Consider the following 6,000-nt stretch of genomic DNA (forward strand, 5'->3'; position numbering starts at 1 on the left):
CTATTACTGCAAAGTCAACAAATACTTTTATTCTTTGTCCAAAATATCTGCAGTAACAAAACCTTCTGCAATTTCCCTCAATGCAACTACTGTCGGTTTATCATTTTCCCATTCAACCATTGGTTGATCGCCACGAACTGCGATTTATCGTGCGCGCTTGGTAGCTACCATAACCAATTCAAATCGGTTTGCAACGTGCTCCAAACAATCTTCTACTGTTACTCGTGCCATAAAATCCACCCTTACGTTAAAGAACAAGTTGACCGTTAGCTCATCTAAGTTTAGGACTACTCTGTTATTCACACAACCACAAACCTAACAGAGACAGAAGCCTTCACTTAACACAACACCTTGATCAGATAACTGTTTTACTTGTATCTGGCTCAAACCCCTTATTTTACTGCTATGACATCAGGAATGAAAGCAATTTTGATTGTTTATTTACCTGACGGTCAATTCGCAAGCGATCTGCGGTGACTATGGCTCTTAAATCCATCGCTGCATGTTCAAAAGTATCGTTTACGATCAAGTAATCAAATTCAGGATAATGACTCAGTTCATCTTGAGCTTTAATCATTCTATCACTGATTACTTCATCTTTATCCTGACGCCTGTTCAATAGTCTTTGTTTTAACTCGTCCAGAGAAGGCGGGACAATAAATATGCTCACGGCATGAGGAAAAGTGTGTCTGATTTGCTCTGCGCCTTGCCAATCAATATCCAATACTATATCAATTCCCTGCTGCAATCGTCGCTTGATTTGCTCAACAGAAGTGCCGTACAAATGATTAAAAACCTGAGCATGTTCTATAAAAGCATTATCATTAACCATTTGCATAAATTCATCTTCACTAACGAAAAAGTAATCTACTCCATTTTGTTCTCCCGGCCTCATGGGTCGAGTGGTGTGAGAGATAGATACTTCTATATCATCAAGCGTCGCGATTAAATTTCGAACCAAACTGGTTTTACCGCCTCCAGAGGGCGCCGCAACTATATATAAATTTCCGGAATAATTACCAACCATAGTACTCACTCAATATTTTGTATTTGCTCACGCATTTGCTCAATTAATACTTTCATTTCTACTGCGCTTTGTGTTAAGTCCACTGAATCTGATTTTGAACTTAGAGTGTTCGCCTCTCTGTTCAATTCCTGCATTAAAAAATCAAGTCTTCTGCCGGCCACTTTGTCAGTACTTAAAGTACGGCGTACTTCTGCGACATGGGTTTGCAACCGATCAAGTTCTTCGCTTACATCCAGTCGTGCTAAAATCATGGCGATTTCCTGTTCGACACGTGATTCAGCCACTTCGAGTTGTATTGCATGTAATCGAGTCAGCAATTTGTCTTTAGTCAGACTTGCCAAATTTCCGACCAGGGTTCGAGATCGAGTTATCTCTTGCTCCATCGCATGCAAACGTTCATCAACATGCAACTTTAGTGCCTTACCTTCTACAGCTCGGACTTGGACTAACTGCTCCACTGCATCCGTGAATAATAGAAGCGCCTGTTGTCCCAATACTTCTATATCCAATTGACCGACCTGAACAACACCAGGCCAGGAAAGCACCTGACTGACTGTCATATCATTAGCCAGATGGTGCGAAGCAGATAATGTACTGCTTAAGTCGACTAATGCATTTACCATACCTATATTTATAAGCATAGACTGATTATCAGAACTTGTATCTTGATACTTTAGCTGACATTCCAGTTTACCTCGATTTATTTTATCTCGGAGAGAGCCTCTCAGATTGGTTTCCAGAAAACGAAAAGCTTCAGGCAATCGAAATGAAACGTCCAGATAACGGTGATTAACCGACCTGATTTCCCAACAAAGTGTTCCTGAGTCAATCTGTTTTTGCGCTCTGGCAAAAGCGGTCATGCTATGAATCATAAAAATACCTTAGAATAAACCTTGAGCGAATATACCCCAAATCAAGGAAATTGGACAGAGAGAACTCATCATGGAGTTATTTCAAGCCGGGCTCAGGCACGTCCATAACCTCGGCATTTTGCCCAGAATTTAAAACTCCGTTGGCAAATATACTGTACCTGGTCAAACACTCCGTCCATATCACGTGTTCCGAATCAGAAACAAGCGGACTTTGATGCGCTTCATAAGGAGATATTTTCTCTTTAATGCGAATCAGTTCAGGTAGCATTTTATATATTAGCTCAATAACAAATGGAGCGATAAAAGCCTGTCTCTGACTCCCTTGAACAGTATTTTCGACTAAAAATCCATTATTGTCCTTCAGCGGATTCCCATGCTCTATGAAGTTTCTTAATACTCTTAAAACTGGATATCGTTCAAGTATGTATTGATTTCCGACAACAACCTGCAACTCTCTCACGCGATCCATATGCTGTAATAGCTGACCCACGTTATACTCAATGGCATCTTTGTATTGATGATTTTTTGTCATAAGCTCTACGTAGGATAAATGCCCATTGATCTTATGATATTTATCCCATTCTTCTAGCGTGGTCCATGGTAATTCGGGATAAATGAATTGAAGTTCAACCAGAAATCTCCTGATGTTTAATAAAGCATCAATAGCAGCGTTCACACGTTTTAGTGGATTAAGTACATACTGTTCACAAGGAGCTTTAGCTAATTGTGCAGCAAGCTTTCGAATTTCATCCAAACCTGTAAACTGGTTTTTTATCAAAGATTTTGCTTGGGTTTGTAAAGCACGTTGGTTTATTCGTTCTTGTTTCGTTAAAACTCCCGCACTTACGGCCTTCTTCATAATACCCTTCAGAAGTTTATTAAGAACCCTGTCTTCCTTTGCTTTAGGTAAATAAAAGCATATTTGCCCTTGTACTTTCTGATCTGGTATCGGATCGATACCATTGAATAGACCCTGACAACAAATGAGTACATCGTCTGGAGCCTTCTTGTCTTTTAATGCCTTCATAAATTGTTGTTCTTCTTCCAGAGAAACTCTTCGAACTGGAGCCGGTTTGACAACTGTGGGGGTTGGTGCGGGATTGTGTTCATAGACATCTAAAATACTTTTCCAACGCAGTTCCGGATCTCCGGTATATAGACCCATTTTCTTTTCGCGTAACTCAATTAATCTGAGTAATCTGGACCAGAAATAACTCAACTCCTCTCCCACAATTTTCTTTAATCGAGGTACATCACTCAGGAGTAAATCCACTTTATGCTTATTATCCCCTTCCTCTTGATGAGTTATGATATCCCTTAACGTAATAAATGCCTGCCAATCTACAGTATTATCAAGTTTACACAAAAAGCTGGAGAAATTTTTACCTGTAAACTGCTCTCCAATCAACTGAAGTCGACGAAGTGCTGCATGTTGCCCGGCGAGCGTTGTTAAATTAAATCTTTTTTGATATCTATTCTCCTGTCCCGAAGAACATGTCAATAGTGACAAATTATAACTTTTTTCTGAAAGTTGATTTAACGGTACGTGCTCATTTTCAGAATAATTCATCAGATTGATTAAATTAACCAATGTAAAGTTATCCTTTAAATGGCTTGTCAACGCTTTAATAGTCCTCAATTGGAATGGAACAAGCTCATGATCTGATGAGGTTTTCATTACCGCTGCAAGATGTTCAAATAGCATTTTTAAAGAAGGCAGATCATTTTTGACGACATAGGGAATTGCCTCTTCAACTAATAGTTCAAAATCAGCATGTTCTGCAATAAATCGATGGATAGAAGGCATATGCAGAGTTAAGTCATTTACTTGATCCGGGTCGTTCACCGAGCCAATTGGAATAAAATAAGCCCTTTTTCTTTCATCATTTTTGATCAGACCACCAAATTGTTCGAGAGTAACCCAAGTCAATGAGGAAGGTAACAAGTATTTACTGTATTCATTGCGAAATGCTCCTGACAAGTTATGAACAGTTGAACAAACCTTTTCCAAAACTTCCCGCGCCTGCGTAATACAGTGCAGTTTGAATACTTCTCTATCAAAAACAGACACACCGGGCGACAATGTTTCTAACATAGTCTCATTACGGTAGATATTCATCAGATGGGAAATCGCCAAAATCATAAACTCAATACGATAAATATCAAATTTAGCATTTTCACCACCATGAGCCTGACTCTCTTTTGTTGGCAGTCGGGTACTATCCGCATACAAGGAACAAATTTTATTATAGGACTCTTTATCCAGTAAGGGATTCAGTTTCATTGTGGATTTTAACAGTTTATTTTGAAATATCTGACTCGGAATCTGATTCCCACAGACACGAATATCTGGATTGGCTCCGGCATTCTTAAGTAAATAATACAAATCAAAATTGTTATTAAAAATAGCATACCCAATTGGCGTCATTCCATCTCCAAGATATTTTTTATTCACATCGATAGAGAGTTGCTTACTATAACGCAGTATGGCTGAAATTAACTTCAACTGAATTTTATTTTCAGGTTTACAATGTTCACAGGCAATTTGCAAAGCACGATTGTATTTTTGTTTTTTTAATTCAGATAATATTTGATTCTTTTTAGTTATCTGACCCGTGCTAATTATTGTATTCACTTCACCTAGTAATTGAGAGTGCGCTGGTAATGGCATTTATATATAACTCCAAACAACAAATTCGAATGAGACCGCAGCCCCGTTAATGTCTTTAAAAAATGACAAAAAGCTTAAAAAACAACCAATAATACAGGTGCTCATAAATATGTCAATATGGGATATATTATAACGATTAAATTAATTTTGTTCTTAGCAGTTAAATTATGGCCAACTATTCCACTTTCATGGGTGCATCACAGTGATTTAAGAGCTATACTTGCCATTTTTTTGAGGATTAAGTAATGCGCCCCAGTAACCGAGAACCCAATCAACTTCGCCCTATTAAAATCACTCGTAATTTTACAAATCACGCTGAAGGTTCTGTATTTGTTGAGTTTGGACAAACCAGAGTATTGTGTAATGCCTCGGTTATTGAAGGAGTACCTCGATTCCTTAAAGGTAAAAACCAAGGCTGGGTAACCGCTGAATATGGCATGCTTCCCAGAGCGACTCACAGCAGAACAGAACGTGAAGCCAGCAAAGGCAAGCAAGGCGGAAGAACGCTCGAAATTCAACGATTGATCGGCCGTTCCCTCAGAGCCTGTATGGATTTAAAGGTCATAGGTGAGAATACAATTACTCTGGATTGCGATGTGATTCAGGCTGACGGCGGAACGCGTACTGCAGCAATTACTGGCGCCTGTGTGGCCATGAGAGATGCGATCAACTGGATGGTACAGCGTGAAAAAATTCGCAAAATGCCTGCCTTTAATTTCGTTGCGGCGGTATCTGTGGGTATCTACAGAGGTCAACCCGTACTTGATTTGGATTATGCAGAAGATGTTCTCGCTGAAACGGATATGAATGTAGTGATGAATGAAGAAGGTCATTTTATTGAAGTTCAAGGAACTGCGGAAGACCAATTTTTTAATCGGGATCAACTGAACAGTATGCTTGCGCTTGCAGAAAGTGGTATACCACAATTAATTGAACTGCAAAAAAACGCCTGATACTGGTACAGTTCCACGCTCAGGAGATCCCTCGTTTCACTCGGGATGACGGTTGTTTTATTACGTCATCCTGAACGCAGTGAAGGATCTCCTGATACAGGCACAGTTCCACGTCCAGGAGATCCCTCGTTTCACTCGGGATGACGGATGAATTTCGTCATCCTGAACGCAGTGAAGGATCTCCTGAGACTGGCACAGTACCACGTCCAGAAGATCCCTCGTTTCACTCGGGATGACGGTTGTTTTATTACGTCATCCTGAACGCAGTGAAGGCTCTCCTGATACAGGCACAATCCCACGTTCAGGAGATCCCTCGTTTCACTCGGGATGACAGTTGTTTTATTACGTCATCCTGAACGCAGTGAAGGATCTCCTGATACAGGCACAATCCCACGTTCAGGAGATCCCTCGTTTCACTCGGGATGACGGATGAATTTCGTCATCCTGAACGCAGTGAAGGATCTCCTGAGACTGGCA

At 40.0% G+C, this 6,000-nt stretch carries 4 protein-coding genes and 1 pseudogene; 1 reads left to right on the forward strand and 4 read right to left on the reverse strand.

The genetic code is table 11. The annotated features are described in order from the left end of the window. Positions 1-27: 27 nt before the first annotated feature. The 4 genes and pseudogenes from rpoZ to Lqua_RS15515 form a co-directional block, all read right to left on the reverse strand. Positions 28-231, reverse strand: a pseudogene (rpoZ, locus tag Lqua_RS15500) (DNA-directed RNA polymerase subunit omega). 172 nt (positions 232-403) lie between these two features. Then, on the reverse strand, positions 404-1,027 hold the full coding sequence (gene gmk, locus Lqua_RS15505) for a guanylate kinase (RefSeq protein ID WP_058475196.1): 624 nt from the start codon (positions 1,025-1,027) through the stop codon (positions 404-406). A gap of 5 nt (positions 1,028-1,032) precedes the next feature. Continuing rightward, entirely contained in the window at positions 1,033-1,899 is an 867-nt protein-coding gene (locus Lqua_RS15510; protein WP_058475197.1) for a YicC/YloC family endoribonuclease, read from the reverse strand. Positions 1,900-1,975: 76 nt separating this feature from the next. Beyond that, complete coding sequence (locus Lqua_RS15515; RefSeq protein WP_058475198.1) at positions 1,976-4,570, reverse strand: hypothetical protein; 2,595 nt, start codon at positions 4,568-4,570, stop codon at positions 1,976-1,978. Between the two features lie 245 nt (positions 4,571-4,815). Between Lqua_RS15515 and rph the strand changes: the two genes are divergently transcribed. After that, entirely contained in the window at positions 4,816-5,523 is a 708-nt protein-coding gene (gene rph, locus Lqua_RS15520) for a ribonuclease PH (RefSeq protein ID WP_058475199.1), read from the forward strand. Positions 5,524-6,000 lie beyond the last annotated feature (477 nt).

This window comes from Legionella quateirensis (assembly GCF_001467955.1).
Taxonomy (GTDB): Bacteria; Pseudomonadota; Gammaproteobacteria; order Legionellales; family Legionellaceae; genus Legionella; species Legionella quateirensis.

Bases quoted from the DNA above. Each gene is read 5' to 3' on its own strand.
- gmk (WP_058475196.1), bottom strand. From the start codon at position 1,027: ATGGTTGGTAATTATTCCGGAAATTTATATATAGTTGCGGCGCCCTCT.
- rph (WP_058475199.1), top strand. From the start codon at position 4,816: ATGCGCCCCAGTAACCGAGAACCCAATCAACTTCGCCCTATTAAAATC.
- Lqua_RS15510 (WP_058475197.1), bottom strand. From the start codon at position 1,899: ATGATTCATAGCATGACCGCTTTTGCCAGAGCGCAAAAACAGATTGAC.
- Lqua_RS15515 (WP_058475198.1), bottom strand. From the start codon at position 4,570: ATGCCATTACCAGCGCACTCTCAATTACTAGGTGAAGTGAATACAATA.